20 protein-coding genes are annotated in these 16723 nt (G+C 42.8%); 7 read left to right on the top strand and 13 right to left on the bottom strand.

The annotated features are described in order from the left end of the window. Positions 1-6 precede the first annotated feature (6 nt). A complete protein-coding gene (locus E0H88_RS00415) occupies positions 7-852 on the top strand; it encodes a symmetrical bis(5'-nucleosyl)-tetraphosphatase (protein WP_131272839.1) in 846 nt (281 codons plus the stop codon). Positions 853-899: 47 nt separating this feature from the next. On the opposite strand, the gene E0H88_RS00410 is transcribed toward E0H88_RS00415, so the two are convergent. The 8 genes from E0H88_RS00410 to hflX form a co-directional block, all read right to left on the bottom strand. Further along, positions 900-1349 (bottom strand): DUF2147 domain-containing protein, encoded by a 450-nt coding sequence (locus E0H88_RS00410; RefSeq protein WP_092820428.1) that lies wholly within the window; start codon positions 1347-1349, stop codon positions 900-902. 158 nt (positions 1350-1507) lie between these two features. Further along, complete coding sequence (locus E0H88_RS00405) at positions 1508-1957, bottom strand: DUF2147 domain-containing protein (RefSeq protein ID WP_092820427.1); 450 nt, start codon at positions 1955-1957, stop codon at positions 1508-1510. A gap of 161 nt (positions 1958-2118) precedes the next feature. After that, positions 2119-2568, bottom strand: coding sequence for a DUF2147 domain-containing protein (locus tag E0H88_RS00400; RefSeq protein WP_131272690.1), 450 nt, complete (start codon positions 2566-2568; stop codon positions 2119-2121). 150 nt (positions 2569-2718) lie between these two features. Further along, positions 2719-3165 (bottom strand): DUF2147 domain-containing protein, encoded by a 447-nt coding sequence (locus E0H88_RS00395; protein ID WP_131272689.1) that lies wholly within the window; start codon positions 3163-3165, stop codon positions 2719-2721. 162 nt (positions 3166-3327) lie between these two features. Further along, the gene (locus tag E0H88_RS00390; protein ID WP_092820424.1) at positions 3328-3774 is read right to left on the bottom strand and encodes a DUF2147 domain-containing protein; all 447 of its coding nucleotides are present in this window, start codon (positions 3772-3774) and stop codon (positions 3328-3330) included. Between the two features lie 91 nt (positions 3775-3865). Beyond that, on the bottom strand, positions 3866-4540 hold the full coding sequence (locus E0H88_RS00385) for an LrgB family protein (RefSeq protein ID WP_092820423.1): 675 nt from the start codon (positions 4538-4540) through the stop codon (positions 3866-3868). Positions 4541-4549: 9 nt separating this feature from the next. Continuing rightward, entirely contained in the window at positions 4550-4921 is a 372-nt protein-coding gene (locus tag E0H88_RS00380) for a hypothetical protein (RefSeq protein ID WP_131272688.1), read from the bottom strand. 43 nt (positions 4922-4964) lie between these two features. After that, the gene (gene hflX / locus E0H88_RS00375; protein ID WP_131272687.1) at positions 4965-6296 is read right to left on the bottom strand and encodes a ribosome rescue GTPase HflX; all 1332 of its coding nucleotides are present in this window, start codon (positions 6294-6296) and stop codon (positions 4965-4967) included. A gap of 378 nt (positions 6297-6674) precedes the next feature. Between hflX and E0H88_RS00370 the strand changes: the two genes are divergently transcribed. Beyond that, a complete protein-coding gene (locus tag E0H88_RS00370) occupies positions 6675-7508 on the top strand; it encodes a lysophospholipid acyltransferase family protein (RefSeq protein WP_131272686.1) in 834 nt (277 codons plus the stop codon). A 4-nt stretch (positions 7509-7512) separates the two neighbouring features. Here E0H88_RS00370 and E0H88_RS00365 read toward each other — a convergent pair whose 3' ends face one another. Then, complete coding sequence (locus E0H88_RS00365) at positions 7513-9147, bottom strand: phospholipase D family protein (protein WP_131272685.1); 1635 nt, start codon at positions 9145-9147, stop codon at positions 7513-7515. 111 nt (positions 9148-9258) lie between these two features. On the opposite strand from E0H88_RS00365, the gene E0H88_RS00360 reads away from it, so the two are divergent. Both E0H88_RS00360 and E0H88_RS00355 read left to right on the top strand, forming a co-directional pair. Further along, positions 9259-10269 (top strand): metallophosphoesterase, encoded by a 1011-nt coding sequence (locus E0H88_RS00360; protein ID WP_131272684.1) that lies wholly within the window; start codon positions 9259-9261, stop codon positions 10267-10269. A 79-nt stretch (positions 10270-10348) separates the two neighbouring features. Next, the gene (locus E0H88_RS00355; RefSeq protein ID WP_092820417.1) at positions 10349-10693 is read left to right on the top strand and encodes a hypothetical protein; all 345 of its coding nucleotides are present in this window, start codon (positions 10349-10351) and stop codon (positions 10691-10693) included. 53 nt (positions 10694-10746) lie between these two features. Here E0H88_RS00355 and E0H88_RS00350 read toward each other — a convergent pair whose 3' ends face one another. Next, positions 10747-12063: an MFS transporter gene (locus E0H88_RS00350; RefSeq protein ID WP_092820416.1), complete on the bottom strand. Its 1317-nt coding sequence runs from the start codon at positions 12061-12063 to the stop codon at positions 10747-10749. Positions 12064-12206: 143 nt separating this feature from the next. Further along, positions 12207-12848, bottom strand: coding sequence for a PAQR family membrane homeostasis protein TrhA (gene trhA / locus E0H88_RS00345; protein WP_131272683.1), 642 nt, complete (start codon positions 12846-12848; stop codon positions 12207-12209). Between the two features lie 103 nt (positions 12849-12951). Between trhA and E0H88_RS00340 the strand changes: the two genes are divergently transcribed. Then, entirely contained in the window at positions 12952-14175 is a 1224-nt protein-coding gene (locus E0H88_RS00340) for a class I SAM-dependent methyltransferase (RefSeq protein WP_131272682.1), read from the top strand. A 53-nt stretch (positions 14176-14228) separates the two neighbouring features. After that, positions 14229-14651, top strand: coding sequence for a GNAT family N-acetyltransferase (locus tag E0H88_RS00335; RefSeq protein ID WP_131272681.1), 423 nt, complete (start codon positions 14229-14231; stop codon positions 14649-14651). 18 nt (positions 14652-14669) lie between these two features. On the opposite strand, the gene E0H88_RS00330 is transcribed toward E0H88_RS00335, so the two are convergent. Further along, a complete protein-coding gene (locus E0H88_RS00330; RefSeq protein ID WP_131272680.1) occupies positions 14670-15581 on the bottom strand; it encodes a LysR family transcriptional regulator in 912 nt (303 codons plus the stop codon). Positions 15582-15681: 100 nt separating this feature from the next. Here E0H88_RS00330 and E0H88_RS00325 point away from each other — a divergent pair, with 100 nt between their 5' ends. Next, entirely contained in the window at positions 15682-16311 is a 630-nt protein-coding gene (locus tag E0H88_RS00325; RefSeq protein ID WP_131272679.1) for an NAD(P)H-dependent oxidoreductase, read from the top strand. 53 nt (positions 16312-16364) lie between these two features. Here E0H88_RS00325 and E0H88_RS00320 read toward each other — a convergent pair whose 3' ends face one another. Further along, entirely contained in the window at positions 16365-16634 is a 270-nt protein-coding gene (locus tag E0H88_RS00320) for a DUF4199 domain-containing protein (RefSeq protein WP_131272678.1), read from the bottom strand. Positions 16635-16723 lie beyond the last annotated feature (89 nt).

Genomic DNA, 16723 nt, shown 5'->3' with positions numbered 1-16723 from the left:
TCGAATATTCGATATAATTATGTGATCGGTGATGTTCAAGGCTGTTTTGAAGCCTTAAAAAGCTTGCTGAAAGAAATCAAGTTCGATCCGGATCAGGATTTTATCTGGTTTGCAGGCGATTTGGTGGCACGGGGTGAAAACTCGCTGGGTGCACTGCGCTTTATTAAAAAACTTGTAGACCGTGGCGTGGCAGCGACAGTACTGGGCAATCATGATTTAACCCTGTTGGCATGTGCACGTGGTTTAAAAGAGCTGAAAGAAAAAGACAATACCCGTGATGTAATTGATGCAATTGATAGCGATGATTTAATTGACTGGTTGCGTAAACAGCCTTTATGCCTGTTCCCGAATGAGCACACCATATTGACCCATGCCGGTATTCCTTGCCTTTGGTCAGCAGAACAAACTGCAGCATTGGCAAAAGAAATAGAAGTGGTCATTGCTCATGATGATTTTGCTGTAGTGGATGCTTTCCTGGCAGAAATGTACGGTACGGAACCTGATCTTTGGTCAGATGATTTACAAGGCAATGCGCGCTTGCGTTGTATTACCAATTATTTGACCCGTATGCGTTTAACCAATGCAGAAGGTCGAATGGAGTTCTGCTTTAAAGACTCGCTGGATGATCCTATGCCTGAAGGCTTTCAGCCCTGGTTTGACTTTGAGTCCAAAGCGGCCAAAACCCATCAAATTATCTTTGGACACTGGGCTGGATTACAAGGGAAAACCATTACGCCACAGATTCAGAATGTGGATGGGGGCTGTGTTTGGGGAAATCAACTGATTGCGTATCGATTGGAAGATAAAGAATTATTTAAAGTCGATAATCCGGTCATGTCATCCTCGAGCTAAGCCATAATAAAAAAGCCACATGTTGTGGCTTTTTTATTTACAGGGACTTAATCCAGTCTGATCCAGGTCTGGCTGCGTCCTAAGGTGGAAATACCCATATAAGCCCTTAAGGTTAAACGCTTGCCTGTTGCATTCAGTCTGATTTTGGCGTCATAAACTTTACCCGCTAGAGGATCTATAACACGGCCTTTTTCGTAGTTATTGGTTCCAGCTACATGTTTTAAGCCCTTTAGAATTTCCATACCCAAAATTGGCTGATTGGTATAGGGTGCTGGGCAATTATTACATGTCTCTCGTGGAGTATAACCTGGGCGAGGAGTAACTTTAATAATTTTCCCGGTAAATGTATTATTGTTTTCTTTATTAATTTTAATAATTGCTTTTGCAGCACCGGTCTTATCGTCAATTTGCTGCCATGTTCCAGAAATGTCTTGAGCGAAAACATTTCCACTGAAAAGTACAGCAGCAAAAGCAGCCAGCAATAGATTCTTTTGCATATAAGACTCTCACTTAATCTTTCATTTTCTGATTAACGGATATATTAGATAGATAAAGTAATTAGTCAATATACTCTAGAGTCAAGCAAACAGTTTTAAGCCGATTTGGATAAAAAGCCACTATATTGTGGCTTTTTAATTAAAAACAGAGATTTGGATTAATCGACCCGTAACCAGGTTTGACTGCGACCCAATGCCGAGATACCGATATAACCACGTAGGGTAAGCCGTTTTCCATTGGTGTTCAGTCGAACTTTGGCATCATAAATTTTGCCGGCTAAAGGATCGATAACACGGCCTTTTTCATAGTTATTCGTACCTTCTACATGCTTTAACCCGGTGAGGACATCCATACCTAAAATCGGTTGATTGGTATAGGGTGCCGGGCATTTGTTGCATGTCTTTTGAGGTGTATACCCTGGGCGAGGTGTCACTTTTACAATTTTACCCGTATAAATATCATTTGCATCTTTACGAATTTCAATAATTGCTTTAGGTGAACCGGTTTTATCATCAATTTGTTGCCATGTACCAGATAGATCTTGTGCCAATAGATTTCCACTAAAAGCTAAACTGGCAAGAACAGTAAGTAAGATATTTTTTTTCATTTAATTTCCTACGGTTGTGCTGAATAATTTTTTTAATCTATAAAAACATATTAGGAGTGTTTAGAAATTAGTCAATATAGGGGGTCCTGAAAATGAAGAATAATGTGAACTATTTAAATATCAGTGAATAAAAAGCCACATAGTGCGGCTTTTTGTCATATTCAGTCGTTCCTGATCCAGGTCTGAGTTCGCCCCAAAGCAGAAATTCCTACATAACCACGTAAAATAAGACGTTTACCGTTCGGGGTCATCCGTCCTTTCAAGCCATATATTTTCCCGGTTAAAGGGTCAAGTACACGACCATTTGCATAATTATTTCCATTGACCTGTTTTAAGCCTTTAAAAATTTCTAACCCTAGTATTGGCTGATTGGTATAAGGGGGTGGACATTGGAAACATGTTTCTCGGGGAGTATAGCCTGGGCGTGGCGTTACTTTGATAATTTTTCCGGCATAGGATCCATCGGTTTGCTTTTGAATTTCAATCAGTGCTTTAGGTGAACCGGTTTTATCATCAATTTGTATCCATGTGCCAATGATGTCCTGAGCAAAAATTGAAAAACTGCTGAATAGTGCTACAAAAAATGTAGTGGTGATTGCTATTTTTTTCATAAGATTTCCTCATCTGTATAAGTCAGCCATCCTGATGACTTATTTAAAGTGGGGGGAAGCAATACGAAATTGAGCAGTCTTTGGAATAAAGTTTTTAAGTGCTCATTCGTACCATGCTCCCCATCTATGCTGAGCTGTAATCTGTATCATTTAATCTTGTTTAATCCATGTCTGGCTACGGCCAAGCGCAGACACACCGACATAACCGCGTAGAGTGAGACGTTTACCGTTCGGGCTTAACTTTGCTTTGCCGCTATAGATTTTACCGTTCAGCGGGTCAAGAACTTTGGCATTTACAAACTGATTATTCCCGGCAGGTTTCAAGCCGGTTAAAATATCTAATCCTAAGATGGGTTTGTCGGTATAGGGTGCTGGACAATTTACACAGGTTTCTTTTGAGGTATAACCCGGACGAGGAGTGACTTTTACAATTTTGGCCGTATAAGTTCCATTGCTTTCTTGACGCATTTCAAGAATGGCTTTTGATGAGCCTGTTTTATCGTCAATGGTTTTCCATGTTCCGCTAAGATCATTTGCCAATACGTTCCCACTACAAACTAAACTGGCAAAAGCAACAAATAATAGATTTTTCTTCATATCAATTCCTGTAAGTGTGGAAAATATTTTTTTTAATTTATATAAAGATATAGTTATCGTTTAAAAAATAGTCAACCCACTGTTTCATAAAAATGAAATATAATGTGAATTATTTAAATATCAGTGAAGAAAAAAGCCACATAGTGTGGCTTTTTGTCATATTCAGTCGTTCCTGATCCAGGTCTGACTACGGCCTAATGCTGAAACCCCGACATAACCACGCAGGGTCAAGCGTTTACCATTTGGACTTAATTTCGCTTTCATGCTGTAGATATGACCAGATAGCGGATCGATAATTTTACCATTCGCATAGTTGGGTCCTTCTACGTGTTTTAAACCTTTCAAGACATCCATGCCTAGAATGGGCTGATTGGTATAAGGTGCCGGGCATTTGACGCAAATTTCTTTGGGCGTATAGCCAGGACGCGGAGTGACTTTGACCACTTGTGCGGTATAAGTGCCATTATTTTCCTGACGAATTTCAAGAATGGCTTTTGATGAACCGGTTTTATCATCAATATTTTTCCACGTTCCTGTAAGGTCTTGAGCTAGGGCAAAACTCGCTAAAGTTGAGCAGATTAATGCAATAGTAAGTTTCATCTTGACCATTTGAATGTTCCTTCATTCCACTAACAGTATTCCTGATACTAGGCGTATTTTTGACAGGCAACAATCATTATTAATGCAAATGACTATTTGGTCACATTTTTTGTAAATACAGTATAAATGTAGGCAGCCATATGGCAGTAAATACAGCATTCACAGCCATGCCAAAAGCGGCATAGCGTCCTGCCACACTGCCTCTTTGCCATGCCTGTGCTGTTCCAATGGCATGCGCGGCCAGACCTAATGCCAGACCCGAAGCGCGTTCATCATTGATATGACGCAAGATCAATGGCGAAAAGGCAGCGCCAATCACGCCGGATAAAATCACAATCAGAATCACCATGCTTATAGGTGCATGTAACAGCGTGGCAATATTAATGGCGATTGGTGTAGTCACGGCACGTGTAGCAAAGGCCATAATGCTGGAGTCGGTCATATGCAATAAATAGGCAAGTCCCATCGGTAACGCGACTGCACTGATACTGGCAAACACCAGAATTCCGAGCATGGCTTTTAGCGGCAGATCATCATAACGCATGGCGGCTAGGGGAATGGCCAATGCAACGGTGACATAGCCCAAGAGGCGATTAAAAAGCGGATTGACCTGTGCCATATAGGATTCATAAGGCATTCCGAATAAGAACAACAAGCCAATAATTAAAAACATGCCAATCACAATGACCGGAATTTGCGGCAGGCGTTTATTGATCGGTTTTGCGACCAGATAGGCGATCAGGGTAATGAAAAAACCGGAGAGTACTGCAAACATATAATTTCCCTATAACCAGCGCTTGGACATTTTTGCATAGATCCACAATGGAATCAGGGTGCTGACAAACATGACCAGTAGAAAAGCCGGCATTTCCCTGCCCATTTGAGTCAGCATAATCAGGGACCCTGCGCTAATGGGCAAAAAGGCAAAGGCACTTTCTTTCATGATCTTGTTATTGGTATCGACCAGGCGACTGGGTAATTTCCTGAAACTTCTCCAAATGAATAAAGTCGCCAATAGGCTGATCAAGCCCACTAGATTACCCAGCTCAGGATGGTGAAATTGTGTGGTTAACCATACTGCGCCTTCACGGAAACAGATGATTAATGCCAGGGTGCCAATCCAAGCTGGCCAGTCGATTGTTTTTATCCAGTCCATTTTTACCAACAATTATAATTACACTTGTCACGTTTTAACTGATTTATCTTTTTATTTCAAATTCCTCAAGCGGCCGTTTAAATTGTGCAGCCTTGTGCCCCAGAATTTCATCTATAGGTAAATGTGCCTGTTTAATCAGCTGTTCCAGCTTTTGTGGCGCCATAATCACATGCAAATGCAGATTACCTACATCATCATAATGTTCAGATTGAATGACATTCAAGGCATACAGTTGAGTACGTAATTTGCCATAGGCAGGCTTTAACTTCAGCTCGAAGCTTTGAATCTGGCCCATCAAACATTCTTGCACCGCTTGACGCAGCAGGTCTAAACCTTTGCCTGTGTGTGCGGATACATAAACCCGATCGGGCATGTGCGGTTTGGCATAGACAATTTTGACATCTTCACCGCTGACATCAATTTTATTGTAGACGCGCAGGACCGGCACATTGGCGCCAATTTCCTTGAGTACCGACTCTACCGCTTCAATCTGTTCCAGCATGTCTGGGCTGCTGGAATCAATCACATGCAGCAGCAAGGTGGCTTCCAGTGTTTCTTCGAGCGTTGCCTTAAAGGACTCGACTAAAGAATGCGAGAGATTACGCACGAAACCCACGGTATCTGCCAGAACCAAACGTCCAATTCCATCCCACTCCAGACGGCGCAGTGTAGGGTCCAAGGTTGCAAACAGCTGATCTGCCGCGTAAACATCGCTCTTGGCCAGAATATTAAACAGGGTGGATTTGCCGGCATTGGTATAACCGACTAAAGAGACGGTCGGCACAGCGGCCTTTTGCCGTGCAACACGACCTTGCATGCGGGTTTGGCGAACTTTATCCAGTTTGGCTTTGAGTTGCCCCATGCGGATACGCAGTAAACGGCGGTCTGTTTCCAGCAGGGTTTCACCCGGGCCGCGTAAGCCAATCCCGCCTTTTTGACTGTCAAGATTGCTCCGGCTACGCACTAAACGCGAGGAAAGGTGCTGTAACTGTGCCAGTTCGACTTGCAATTTACCTTCATAGGTCCGGGCACGTTGCGCAAAAATATCTAAAATCAGTTCAGTACGGTCCACCACACGGCAGAGCATGATTTTTTCTAAATTACGCGCTTGAGCGGGGGTCAGCGAATGATCGAAAATAACCAGGTTGGCTTCAAGGTCCTGTACCAGCGCAGCAATTTCTTCGGCCTTGCCAGAACCGATAAACAGTTTGGGATCGGGTTTAATACGTTGAGCGCTAATATGTTCCAAAATTTCAGCACCGGCAGATTCTGCCAGTAAACGAAATTCTTCTGCATCAAGGTCGTCTAATAGCTGTACCGATACACTCACTAAGATTGTTCGTTCACCACCCTGATGTTGCTCAAAATATTCCACTAACGATGATCTCTACTGCGTTAAAATTTTATTTTAGTTGAAAATGCACAGGCAGAGGGAAAAATAGCAAAAACTTAACACAGCATCGTAACAAGATATTCAGTCCCGGGCGTGTTTTTATGAGCAGGGACTTCTAAAAAGCAGTGATTAAAAGCAGCAAATCACGGAGATGTATCCGAATCTTTTTTTTAATTTTTAGCACATTATTTCATCTCTTTATTTATGATAAAAATAAATGATTTATTGACTCTGTCTGCTGATTTTAAAAAGTGAATTGCTGATTTAAATTTTTATGATCAATGCAAGTTTAAAATGAACAGTATAGAATGACAGTAAATAAATGATTAAACGTTGTAGCTAATAATTAGTGATCCATCTATGACTCAATCCCCCCTAACTGAAAGTTCATCGTTAAATGGCTTGTCTAAATTTTTCTTATATAGCAAAAAGTTATTGGCTGGTTTAGCGGCAATTATTCAGGGATTTTATCTGGTTTTTCGCCATCGTTTATATAAAGACCCGAATAATCCCTGTAATACGCGTTATGTACAGCATTTCTGCCGCGAATTATGCAAAGTATTTAACCTTGAAATTCAGGTGCATGGGGTAATTCCACGCGAACCCGCGCTGTGGGTGAGCAATCATGTTTCCTGGCTGGATATTGCCGTTTTGGGTTCAGGGGCACGGGTGTTCTTTTTAGCCAAAGCGGAAATTGAAAAATGGCCGATTCTGGGCAAACTGGCCAAGGGCGGCGGTACCTTATTTATTAAGCGGGGTTCTGGTGATTCAATTAAAATTAAAGAGCAAATTACCAATTTTTTAAAACGCGATATTCCGGTGTTATTTTTTCCGGAAGCCACCACTTCGGATGGCAGTAAAATTAAAAAAATCTATGGACGTATTTTAGGGGCTGCCATTGACGCCAATCGTCCGGTGCAAATTTGTTTGATTTGTTATGTGAATCAGGATGGGCAACTGGATACCATCGCGCCATTTGTTGGAGATCTTAGCTTTGCCGACCATGTCAAAAAAGTGCTGGAAATGCCCAAAGTCACTGCACATTTAATGGCATTGCCGGCAATTTCTGTGCAAGGGCATACTGTTGAAAGCTTGACTGAAGAAGTGCAAACGCAAATGATCGAAGGCTTGGCCCGCTTACAGCAAAAAGTCCTGAAGGCGTCACCTGCAACACTTCTGTCCAAGCAGTCCTGAAGGCTTACATAAAGCCTTCAACCGGTAACCAGGAAATGATTTTAACACCGGCTTTTTGCCACCATTTCATCTTGGGTTCTTTCTGATAAGTTTTGATGCTGCCATCATGACGTTTAATTTGCCAGTTGATTTTATTGTTGGCATTTAACACCAGCTTGTAGGCATATTTAGACAGGTTCTGGTCCATGGTGGAATGAATCTCTTTGGCCAGGTTCGGGCTGTCCAGCAATACGCCAATTTCGGTATTCAAATAGGCAGAGCGTGGGTCGAAATTAAAAGAACCAATAAAAACCTGCTTCTCATCTATGGCCATCAGTTTGGCATGCAGGCTGGAACGGCTTAAACCTTTGATGCTGACTTTGGCTTTTTCCGCAATTTCCTGGGTATGGGCATTCAAGTTTTCGGTTTCCGGTGCAGACAGAAACTCGTAAAGCTGGACATTATTCTGAAGTAAATCCTTGCGGTATTTGCCATAAAAGGCATGCACCAAAGCTACATCATTGGCTTTAAAGGAATTGGTGAGTACCCGCACATTGATATTGTTTTGAGCCAGCTCACTCAGCATCTTTTCGCCTTTTTTTTCTGGAACAAAATAAGCGGAAATAATATCGACACTGTGTTGGGGCTTTTCTAAACGGTTAATCAGCTGAAAATTCAGATGCTGTTCTTTTTTGGCCTTTGCGCGGATTTTACTTGGTGAATCACTGACCACTTCCGCTTTGACCCAGTCAAATTGAATGCTGTTATTGAGCCAGTTTTCAAAAGCATGAGATCGGGTGGCTAAATCGAGATAATTCTGCACGGTAATATTTTGTGAGTGTTCCTCGAGCTGTTTTTTCAGGCTGTCAAAACGCAAGGAATAATGGTTTGGATTAACAATTTGCTTGACCGGAAAAGCATAATCGTCATTCCAGTATTCATCAAAAGAATGAATAATTTCATCCGATGCAGCACCAACCAGCATCACATCGACATCGGAAAACTGATAATTGTCACTGACGTTATAATACTGGTTACTCATATTGCGACCACCAATTAATGCAATCTGGTTGTCTGCAATAAAGCTTTTGTTATGCATGCGACGGTTGATCCGTTTTAAATCCAGCACCATGTCCATGGCACGGTAATGTCTAAAACGGTAAGGATTATACAGGCGCACATCAATATTCTGATGCTGATCCAGTGCCAGATAAATGCCTTCCATCTTTTTGGCATTGTTGTCATCCATCAATAAGCGGACCTTTACGCCCCGGTCCGCTGCCTGAATGATAGAGTGCAGGGCCAGCGCACCAATTTTATCGTTGTCCCAAATGTAGTATTGCAAATCTAAAGTTTTTTCTGCTTTATCAATTAAATGGATACGTGCCGCCAATGCCTCAAGCGGGTCGTACAGAACATGATAGCCGGTCAGGTTGGGGTTTTGTTCCCTCAAGGGCAAAATGATTTTAGCCAGGGAGGTCTGTTCGGTTTTGGTGTCAAATGAATATTCAACTGGCTGCGGTATTTGTTTGGGAAGGGTGGAACATGCCGGAATCCCCAGCAGCAGACTGCAACTTAATAATACAGTGGTTTTATAGCTGGCCGTGCCAGGTGATTGACCGCTGTGTAAGTGGGTGTGCTGATGAGAAGATCGCGTCATAAGGTGTAAACAATACCAAAAATTGGTTTGAGTATAATTGTGAGCTGTGAAAAGATAAATATCGTAATAGATGAATGATGTAATATCAGCGTCAAGATTAGAGAAGATAATATGTGGGATTCACACTCAGTCATTTTTTATTTTTACTTGTGTTTTGCAGTACTTGGCATATGGGGTATTGCACAGGCCTGGCTGAGCCAAACCCGAACAGAAACCATTCATCCCTTTAAGGCATTTGTACATTTATTGGCCTTTTACTTATCCTATTTACTGTTTCCGCTGTTTTTCTTTAGTTTATATGCCGGCTGGAGTGGCTATTACTCTATTCACCAGGCGGTGTTTATTTTCTTGCTGAGTTGTGTGCTGATTTATGCCCGTTTTATCGAACCTCAGCATGTCATGGTTAAAACCCTGCAATACCAGCTCAATCCGGAACAAAACCTGCAAAGCCCCGTCAAAATTGCCTTGATTGCCGATTTACATATCGGACTGTTTTCCGGGCATGAACGCCAGCTGAAAATTATTGTCGATAAAATTAATCAGCAGAATCCCGATCTGGTGGTGGTCGCAGGGGACTGGACCTATGAACCGGAAAACAAACTGGCAGATGAACTGGCCATTTTACAAAATATCAATGCGCCGGTGTATTCGGTGAACGGCAATCATGACGAACAGTATCCCGGACCGCCGATTCTACAATTATTGCAACATGCGCTTAAAGTGAATAACGTGATTGATATCGAAGGTCAAATTGTTGAATTTGATGAATTCAGGTTGCTGGGCGTGGGCGATTTATGGGCCGGAAAAACCGATATGCGTTATATGCCGGATTTGCCGCAAGACAAACCCTGGGTAATTTTGTCGCATAACCCGGATACGGTGGATATGGTACCGCAATTGCCGACACGCCCTCTTATGCTGTCGGGGCATACTCATGGCGGACAGGTGGAACTGCCTTGGCTGACCAATTACATCATGAAAAAAGTCTCCATTCTTGGACATAAAAAAGGGTTGTACCAACATGAAAATGCAGATGTTTTTGTGACTGTAGGCACAGGAATGGTGGGTGTGCCTTTTCGTTTTCGGGTACCGCCGACCATTGATATTATTGAGCTGATTTAAGGCTCAATAATGGGTTGTCCTATATGTGACATGCGATAAAATAATAAGCATTGAATAAAACAAGAATGAGGAGAGGCCGATGTCTTTTTCGCAGGAAGTGGGACAGTTTTTTGATTTAACTGCTGCGCAATCGTCACAGCTGGAAATGGGCCTGCTCGCTTTGCAACAGGCTTTTTTGCAAGCCGAAAGCGATGTGGTCAATACACCCGCATTTGCCAGCAGGTTTTATCAAAAGTTTCAGCACCTAATTGGTGATTTTGGCTTTAATGACAATAATGTGGAAGCTTTGCTGGATCATTTATACGGAACGGAAACCTACCGTCAGCTGGTCACCTGGATTGTTTCGAGTTACTACAATGCGGGGGGAGAGCGAAGCAGGTTTGAAGAAATCTATCAACAGATTTTAAGCGATGAGCAGGTTTAAACTATAAAAAAACCAGCGTGGATAATGCTGGTTTTTTTTATGTCTGGATGAAATTAAACTTGGTTGTTTACATCTTCATTTTTGGTTTCACGAATGGCCAGGAAGGCAAGCAGTGAAAGAAGAGAGGCGGCGGTTAAATAATAACCCACGGCATATAAACCATATGTCGTTGCAAGCTTGGTTGCAATAAGGGGTGCAAAAGACGCCCCAAAAATGCCAGCAAGGTTAAAAGTTAATGCCGAACCGGTATAACGAACTGAAGTCGGGAAAATTTCAGACAGTACCGTACCAATCGGGCCATAGGTTAAGCCCATAATCGCTAGACCAATACATAAGAACAGGAAGACGACAATCGTACTGCCAGATTCAAGCATGCTTGAGAACACCAGGCCAAACAATGCTGAAACGATACATACGCCAATTGAAGTGGCTTTACGACCAAATTTTTCCGCAAACACGGCAGAAAGTGGAATGAATGCAGCAAAGCATAAAGTGGCAACCAGTTGCAGTTCCAGAAATTCAGAACGTGTGTAACCAAGCTTGGTGGTTCCCCAGTTTAAGGCAAATACCGTGGTGAGGTAGAACACCACAAAGGTACAGATGGCAGCGATGGTACCGAGAATCAGCATGCCCCAGTGTTTGGTCAACACTTCTTTGAACGGAATATTTACTTCTTTCTGCTTATCCAATACTTTCTGGAAGGCGGGTGTCTCATGCAGTTTCAGGCGAATCCATAAACCCACGATCACCAGTAACGCACTTGAAATAAACGGGATACGCCAGCCCCATTGCATAAAGTCCTGTTCCGACATCAATGCGCCAAGGGTAATAAACGAACCTGTCGCCAGGATAAAGCCGATTGGTGCCCCAAGTTGCGGGAACATGCCGTACCAGGCACGTTTACCTTCAGGTGCATTTTCAGTTGCAAGAAGAACCGCGCCACTCCATTCACCGCCTAAGCCCAGACCTTGACCTAAACGGCAAAGAGCAAGCAATAGCGGTGCAACAAGACCCACTTGAGCATAAGTCGGCAATAAACCGATACATACGGTCGAAATACCCATGGTCAGCAAGGCTGCGACCAGGGTTGCCTTACGGCCAATCCGGTCACCCAAATGTCCAAACAGGGCAGCACCAATCGGACGCGCAATAAAGGCAATCGCAAAGGTGGCTAAAGACTGAATGGTTGCCGTGGTGGGGTCTGTGCTGGCTGGAAAGAACAGATGTGGAAAAATAATGACTGCTGCCGTTGCGTAAATATAAAAATCGAAAAACTCGATTGTTGTACCGACAAGACTTGCAGTAAGAACGCGGAATTTTGAATTGGTTGCGGCTTCTTCTGAAGCAGCGATAGAATCTGATGACGCCATGGATGACCTTACACTTACTAAAAATAAAAAAACTTAATTTTAAAAGCGTAATCTTTTTAAAAAAGGCGTAATTTTTTAAAAAAACAACGAAGAATCTTCTCTACTCAACTCGCTCAGGGTCACTGAAATGAAGAATGAGAGGATTAAATCACGTAAAGATAGATAGACAGAAAATGTGATCCTGCACCGATCAATACAAAAATATGCCAGATAGCGTGCGTGTATCTTACCTTTTTTAGCGCATAAAACAATGCACCCACGGTGTAAGCAAGCCCGCCAACGATCAGATAGGTTAATGCTGGGGTACTTAAAAAGTGTTGCATATCATCCATAACCAGTAAAGCCAGCCACCCCATGACCAAATAGGCGATGAGTGAAATTTTCTGGAAACGATGAATGAGAACCAATTTGAATAGTGTGCCAATGGCGGCAATCAACCAAAGGGCGATTAATAAATATTGTGCCTTGGCTGTAGGAATGGCAATGGACAGGAACGGGGTATAGGTTCCCGCAATCAGGTAATAAATGGCAGTATGGTCCAGTTTTTTGTACCAGCCACGACGTTGTGGCGATTCGGCATAATGGTACAGGCTAGATGCAGAAAACAGTAAAATCATGCTGAATGCATACACACACAGTCCAATAAATTGTCCGAGCGGTAAATCACTGCCTTTGATCAGCATAAAAATACTGGCGATAAGCGCTAGGAGTGCGCCAAAAGCATGACTGATCGCATTGATTTTTTCTTCATGTGGATCGTAAGCCTGCAGCTGGGAAGTTGTCATTATTTATTTTCTATAATTAAAAAATACACTTGTATAGTAATGCAGTTTTACCTTTAAAGTAAGAAGTTTTAAACTGATGGCTTAATTTATTCGAGTGATGTATATGTCTCAACCGGCTTCTCCTTTTATTCAGGAACAAAAATTCTTAGACGCTTTTCAGCAAGCCATTGAAACACATAGTTTTGATCGAATGATTATTAGCCAGTATAAAGGTGAGCTGGAGCATTTGGAGAAAATGACCTTGCGAGTCATTTCACTGCAAAACCAGCCAGTGCTCAGTTGTCTGTACCGTTACAAGACTCAGGATGTCACTAAAAATTATCCTTTGGCAGAAGCGGTGCCCGTGGTGCAGTCATTGTTGGCGCAATCGAAGCAGGCCAATCTGTTTACTGCGGGCGAAGAACTGCAACTGAAAAAGAACAAGAAAAAAGCCATGCTGAGCAACAGTAAAAAGGCCGGTACACCAGTGAATCCTGCTGAGACCCAGCAAGGCCATGACCGTGCCAAGCATCGCTATGTCGATCAGGACAGCTATTTTTTACAACCGCTCGGCATTACCGACCATAACGCGCAGATTATTCCGAGCATGGCACGAAAATGGAAGCAGATTAATAAATTTGTCGAAATTTTCTCAGGTGCTCTGGATCAAATTCAGCAACACGATCATGCACTGCGTGTGGTGGATTTTGGTTCAGGCAAAGGCTATCTGACTTTTGCCTTATATGATTATCTGGCCAAACACGGGCAGACGCCTTTTGTCACCGGGGTCGAGCTGAATCCGAAAATGGTGGAGTTTTGTCAGGACGTTGCGCAGCGTTCCGATTTTCAGCAACTGGATTTTTTCCAGGGCGATGTCCGTACCTATCAGCCGGAACATCTCGATGTCATGATTGCGCTGCATGCTTGTGATGTGGCAACCGACTTTGCCATTCATACCGGGATTCGCTTAAATGCACAAATGATCATGTGCGCGCCGTGCTGTCATAAAGAATTGCGTCCACAGCTAAAAAGCCCTGAAGTGCTGAAACCGATGTTGCAATTTGGCATTCATGCCGGACAGCAGGCTGAAATGCTGACCGATACCATTCGCGCTTTATTGCTTAAAGCCTATGGCTATGAAACCAAGGTGTTTGAATTTGTGGCGCTGGAACATACCAGTAAAAACAAGATGATTCTGGCCACCAAACGCAAAGATTATCGTGAGCCTGACCCACAGGTTTTGGCACAGATTCAGGCCTTAAAACAGATGTATGGCATTCAAAAGCATTCTCTGGAATTGTTGCTAAATGATCAGTGGGATCAGCAGGATATTGGCTGCAAGTGTTAATTTAAAATGGATATAGCAATGTTAAAACTGCTTTTTAGGAAGATGATGTTTCAATGACAGAATTGAAAATACGTTCAGGCAGCTGGGATGAATTGCAAAACGATGCCAAACTGATTCGTGAGCAGGTCTTTATTCAGGAACAACACATTCCTGTTGAAGAAGAATGGGATGCGCAAGATGCCGTGTCGCTGCATTTCGCAGTTTATGATCAGAATCAGCCAATTGCGACTGCGCGATTATTGCAAAACAACAGCATTGGCCGTGTCGCGGTATTGAAGTCACATCGCGGTTTGGGTATCGGTAAATTACTGATGCAAGCCATTATCGAACAAGCAAAATCCGAACAGCGTGAATTTTTAAAGCTGTCATCGCAAGTATATGCCATTCAGTTTTATGCAGGTCTTGGTTTTCAGGTGCAGGGCGATGAATATCTGGACTGCGGCATTGCGCATATTGATATGTATTTGAAACTTTAATCATCTTTATCACAGTGGTTAAGCATCAGTCAGATGCTGCTGTAGTGATTGAGCGATCAGATCAATGGTGATACGGATGCGTAATGGCAAAAAATGTGATTGTTTCCAAACAATTTGAATGGGATAGTCGTTACTTGAATGATCTGCAAGCAAGTGCTTCAATCGCCCTGATTGCAGATAAGGCTGAATCAGCCACGATGGAAGCCAGCTAATTCCACCACCTATTAAAGTGTAGTCTAAAATAGCCTGCATATCGTCCATCTGGATGTTGCCATTTGGCCTGTATTTTATGGTTTTCAGATTTGGGTCTTTAAATTGCCAAGCTTGCATTTGACCTGATTTCGCATAGCGAATCAGATGTTGCTGTTCTAAGTCCGTGAGCGATGACGGGGTGCCATGCTGTTCTAAATAATGTGGTGTGGCGCAAAGCCACATTGCATGTTGGCCAATCTTTTTTGCAATCAGCTGACTGCTGTCTTCCAGATGGCCAATTCGAATAGCAAGATTAAAATTATCTTCAATTAAATCGACCCGCCGATCATTAAAAGACAGTTCTATATTTAATTCAGGATGTTGTTCGGACAAGGTTTTCAGTATCGGCACAATAAATTTTTGACCGAATAAAACAGGCATGGACAGGCGTAATGAGCCTCGAATATGTTGACTGCTGCTGTCCAGCAGATTTTCGGCGGTCAGCAGTTCCTGTACAGCACGCTGGCTGTATTCATAAAATACTGCACCTTCGTCGGTCAAGGTCACATGGCGGGTATTGCGGGTCAGCAGCACAGCGCCCATTTGCTGTTCCAGCTTGGCGACCATTTTACTGACGGCAGAACGGGTGAGATGCAATTTTTCAGCCGCTTGAGTAAAACTGCCTAATTCAACCACAGTCATAAAGGCATTCAGGCTTTTCAGATCCGTAAGGCGCATTTTTGTTTCCAGTATGGAATCAATGTGATGATTTATTATCGCTTTTGCATCTAATTTGGCAATGCTAATCTTGTGCTCAATGAACAGAGTGAGCCAGATCATGAGTCAAATTTTGGTGCTTAAATCCAGTTTTATGCAGAGTCAATCCATGAGCAATCAGCTGATAGATGCCTATTTACAGACGCGTCAGCAGCAGGGTTTTGAAGATCAGGTCATTGAACATGACTTGGCTGCGATGCATTTGCCGGTATTGGACTTGGAACTGTTTCAGGCCCTGCGAGGCGAGGTGAATGAAAAACCTGAGATTAAGCGCGCCGTTGCCTTGTCGGATCAATTTATTCAGGAACTTCAGCACTGTGATTTATTGCTGATTGCGGTGCCGATGTATAACTTGAATGTGCCGACTCAGTTGAAAAACTGGTTTGATTTGATTGCACGGGCACGTGTCACTTTTCAATATACTGAAACAGCACCTGTGGGATTAATTCAAGGGGTTAAAGCGGCTGTTTTCAGTTCAAGAGGCGGTATTCATCAAGGTTTGACAACCGATGCCGTCACACCTTATTTGACTGCTGTATTGGGGCTGGTCGGTATTGAGGATGTCGATTTTATTTATGCAGAAGGTACCGATCTGCAGCCGCAGGGTAAAGCCAAAGCAGTGCAGTCCGCCTTGGTGCAAATTGACCATTATTTAAAGGCTCAAAAAAGTGTACAAAACGCATCAATTTGAAATGACATTAAAAAAGCGGGTGATAAAGCCCGCTTTGATACGCCGATAATGCTTTAGTGACTGTGTGCACTTGATGCTTCGGCATGGTCTGTCATATGTGCATGTTCTTCTTCAGTCATATGCATTTCAGCCGCAGTAGGTTCAGACGCTGAAGACTGCTGCTGTTGTGCAGTAGGTTGATTACGTTTTTGACTTGGCATGTAGTCCGGTTCATTGCTTATGGCCAGATAAAAGATGCCCATAAATAATGCACCTAAAATACAAACAATAATAACGGCTTTCCAACCCCACGGTGATTTTTCAGGAGAAGAGTTGTTTGTCATAAGAGGTCTACCCACCAGATAAATAAAAAAATTTAAAACTTATGTAACTTTATAACATAAAAGCCCTGCGAAAGCAGATGAGATTCTTT

The sequence above is a fragment of the Acinetobacter sp. ANC 4216 genome, assembly GCF_004331195.1.
Lineage (GTDB): Bacteria > Pseudomonadota > Gammaproteobacteria > Pseudomonadales > Moraxellaceae > Acinetobacter > Acinetobacter kookii.
This window is presented reverse-complemented; position numbering and strand designations above follow the sequence as displayed.